The 2,673-nt window shown below is 75.3% G+C and carries 3 protein-coding genes; all 3 read left to right on the top strand.

What is annotated here, in order from left to right; genetic code table 11:
- Positions 1–221 precede the first annotated feature (221 nt).
- On the top strand, positions 222–1,388 hold the full coding sequence (locus tag FOE67_RS22185; protein ID WP_182666609.1) for a lanthionine synthetase C family protein: 1,167 nt from the start codon (positions 222–224) through the stop codon (positions 1,386–1,388).
- 112 nt (positions 1,389–1,500) lie between these two features.
- Entirely contained in the window at positions 1,501–1,620 is a 120-nt protein-coding gene (locus FOE67_RS22180) for a SapB/AmfS family lanthipeptide (protein WP_182666608.1), read from the top strand.
- Between the two features lie 231 nt (positions 1,621–1,851).
- Positions 1,852–2,673 (top strand): ABC transporter transmembrane domain-containing protein (locus FOE67_RS22175; RefSeq protein WP_182666607.1); only part of this gene is annotated, 822 nt, incomplete at its 3' end.

Raw genomic sequence — 2,673 nt, 5'->3', positions numbered from 1 at the left:
TCAGATAACACAAACTTTTCTTTATTCACGCTGAAGACGGCATTCGCGATTATTTGTTTTTTTTTTCAAGCAGAGGACGGCATACGAGATAGCTCCAAGTCTCGGGGGCTCTGAGATGTGTATAAGTGACAGGGAGCGGGGGCGCGCCCGTCCCGTCCGCCCGACGGGCCCGGCGGGCGGACGGGACGGGTGGCGGGGAACGCGGCCCGGACCGGGAGTCGATGGTGCGGGCGATCCTGGACTCCGCCGACACCGGGCGCACCGATCGGCTCTTCCCCGGCGACATCGCCCAGTTCGCCGAGGGCGGGGGCATCTGTCTGGCGCACGGCGCGGCCGGGGTGCTGTACGCGCTGGCCGAGGCGGGCGCGGACCCGTACCCCGAGGGCGAGCGGTGGTTGCTGGACCGCCTGGCGGAACGGGGGCCGCGCACCCCGATGGGCCTGTACGACGGGCTGGCGGGCGTCGCTCTGACCCTGCACCGGCTCGGGTACCCCGAGCGTGCGCTGGAACTGGCCGGGGAGTTGTGCCTGCCGGACCGGGCGAAGGGGTGGGAACACCTGCCGGCGGACCTGTTCGGCGGCCTGGCCGGGGTGGGTCTGGTGCTGGACCGTCTCGCCGACCTCGGGGCCGGGGAGGCCGCCCGGCGGGGCGCGGAGCGGATCGCCGAGAGGTTCGTCGATCACCCCTCGCTGGTGGGTCCGGTCCGCCCCGACTCCCGCGCCGGTCTGCTGCACGGCGCCTCGGGCGCGGCCCTGTTCCTGATCCGGCGGTACGAACACGACGGGGAGCCGGCCCGGTTGGACGCGGCGGGTGCGGCGCTGCGCCGGGATCTGGCGCGATGTGCGGCCGACCGCTCGGGCACGCTGCTGGTCGATGAGGGACGGCGGTTGATGCCCTACGTGGGGGCCGGGAGCGTGGGGATCGCCATGGTGCTGGACGCCTACCTGGCGCACCGCCCGGAGGAGGACCTGGCCCGGGCCCGGGCCGCGATCCTGCCCGCCGCCCGCTCCCGCTTCTACGCCCAACCCGGCCTGTTCCGGGGGCGGGCGGGGATGATCCTGCACCTGGCCCGCACCCCGCTCGACGGCCCGTCGGAGGACCGGGCACGGGAGCTGGCGGAGCAGCTCGACGCGATGGCCTGGTACGCCGTCGCCCGGGGTGGCGGAACGGCCTTCCCCGGTGACCAGATGATGCGGCTGTCGATGGACCTGGCGACCGGCACCGCCGGGTGCCTGCTGGCCATGACGGCCGCCCGGGAGCCCGATCGCGGTGTCGGGTTGCCCTTCCTGCCGCCCCTCGCCCCGCGCGGCGACGGCCGGCTCCACGAACGCCCCCGCACGACGGGGGTGCACCACGGGACCGCGCCGTTCCCGCTCGTCACCCGATGAGTCCGGCGATCGGCGCGCCCCGCCCGGGGGTGTTCCCGACCACGGGAACCGCTCCGGGGGTTCCACCACATCACGCACACCCGATGCACCACACGAGGAAAGGATCACCGTCATGGCCCTTCTGGACCTGCAGATGATGGACGCCGCCCCCGAGACCGGCGAGACCGGCCTGCAGAGCACCGCCAGCCTGCTGCTGTGCGGCGACAGCAGCCTGAGCGTCGTCACCTGCTGACGTCCTCCTCTCCGCCGTGGCCCCGGGCGGTTGTCGCCCGGGGCCACGGCTCCGGTGTGTCCGGGGGTTCGGACGCGAGAGGGCCCTCGGGCCCGGAAGGAGCACGACGGACGGCGGAGGACAGGAGGGGTCCCGGAGGGGTTTCGGGGGGTTCGACGAACCCGAACGGCGACCGGCGGGGCCGGAGGGTGACCCGTCGGGCCGGCGGGCCGGACAGGAGGGTGGAGGACCGTGCCGGAGAGAGCAGCCGTACCCGTCCCGCCCGGGGGAGGTCCCGGGGTTCCCGACGTCCCGGGTGCCGCCCGTCTGGTGCTGCGGCGCGCCCGGGGTCGGGCCGTCGTGCTGGCCCTGGTGGGGCTGGCGGCCACCGCCGTGGAGCTGGCCCTGCCCGCCGCCCTGGGCGCGGCGCTGGACGGCTTGGTCGCCGGTGGGGCCGGTGGGGCGGCGCTGCCGTGGTGCGTGGGGCTGATCGGGGCGGCCGTGGTCCTGGAGGGGGTGCGCACGGTGCTGGCCGGCACGACGGACGCGCGGGCCGCCGCCGTGCTGCGGCGGGATCTGGTGGACCGGCTGCTCGCGGCCGGACCGGAGGCTGTCCGGCGTCACGGGACGGGTGAGACGGTGACCCGGGGCACCGTCAACGCCGCGCACGCCGGCGGGCTCCCCGTGGCGCTGGCGGGGTTGGTGCCGGCGGTGCTCACCCCGGTGGGTGGGTTGGTCGCCCTCTTCCTGCTCGATCCCCGGCTCGCGCTGGTGGTGCTGCTCGGGGCGCCGCCGTTGGTGGTGCTGTTGCGGTCCTTCGCCCGGTCCACGGCTGACTGCGTGTCGCGTTATCAGGACGCGCAGGGGGCGTTGGCGGCGCGGTTGGTGGAGACGTTGGCGGGGGCGCGGACGATCGCCGCCGCGGGGACCCGGGGGCGCGAACGCGACCGGGCCCTGGAGCCGTTGGTCGACCTGGGACGGCAGGGGCGGCGGCTGTGGCGGGTGCAGGGGGCGGCGGCGGCCCGGGCGGCGGTGCTGGTGCCGCTGCTGGTGCTGGGGGTGGTGGCGGTGGGG

The sequence above is a fragment of the Streptomyces calidiresistens genome (assembly GCF_014141525.1).
Classification (GTDB): Bacteria; Actinomycetota; Actinomycetes; order Streptomycetales; family Streptomycetaceae; genus Streptomyces; species Streptomyces calidiresistens.
The sequence above is the reverse complement of the archived record's forward strand: the minus strand, read 5'-3'. Positions and strand labels throughout refer to the sequence as shown.

What these genes read in the sequence shown, in the direction of transcription:
- FOE67_RS22185 (WP_182666609.1), top strand. Translation starts at nt 222, where the DNA reads ATGGTGCGGGCGATCCTGGACTCCGCCGACACCGGGCGCACCGATCGG.
- FOE67_RS22180 (WP_182666608.1), top strand. Translation starts at nt 1,501, where the DNA reads ATGGCCCTTCTGGACCTGCAGATGATGGACGCCGCCCCCGAGACCGGC.